This is a genomic window from Pantoea sp. EKM103V, from assembly GCF_011800365.1.
In the GTDB taxonomy this organism is placed as follows: domain Bacteria; phylum Pseudomonadota; class Gammaproteobacteria; order Enterobacterales; family Enterobacteriaceae; genus Pantoea; species Pantoea anthophila.
In genome coordinates this window covers 1-414 of sequence record NZ_JAALFQ010000046.1, presented here as the reverse complement: position 1 = coordinate 414, position 414 = coordinate 1, and the positions used below count along the sequence as shown (strand labels likewise).

The window sequence follows — 414 nt, the reverse complement described above, 5'->3', positions numbered from 1 at the left end:
TAGTCGCTTAACCTCACAACCCACAGGCGTTTTTCAACGCTGCAGACTGTAAGCATTTGAGAGACTCGAACATGTCGCCATTTCATTCTTATTACGGAGAATGAACGCGTCATGTCGTTTCAATTTTCAGCTTGTTCCGGATTGTTAAAGAGCAATATCTTAAACATGACTCGTAAGTCATCTTTAAGATATGTGGGCAACATCTTTCACCTGTCACCGAGCATGGCGTCCCCTAGGGGATTCGAACCCCTGTTACCGCCGTGAAAGGGCGGTGTCCTGGGCCTCTAGACGAAGGGGACATTTAAGTCTGTCTTCGCAAGACGCTTTGCTCATTACTTTTTTATCAGACAATCTGTGTGAGCACTGCGCGGGAAGGTATCTTCAGGTAAGGAGGTGATCCAACCGCAGGTTCCC

The 414-nt window shown here is 47.6% G+C and carries 1 tRNA gene; it reads right to left on the bottom strand.

The annotated features are described in order from the left end of the window. Positions 1 to 223: 223 nt before the first annotated feature. Positions 224 to 299, bottom strand: a tRNA-Glu gene (locus HFD97_RS22055). Positions 300 to 414 lie beyond the last annotated feature (115 nt).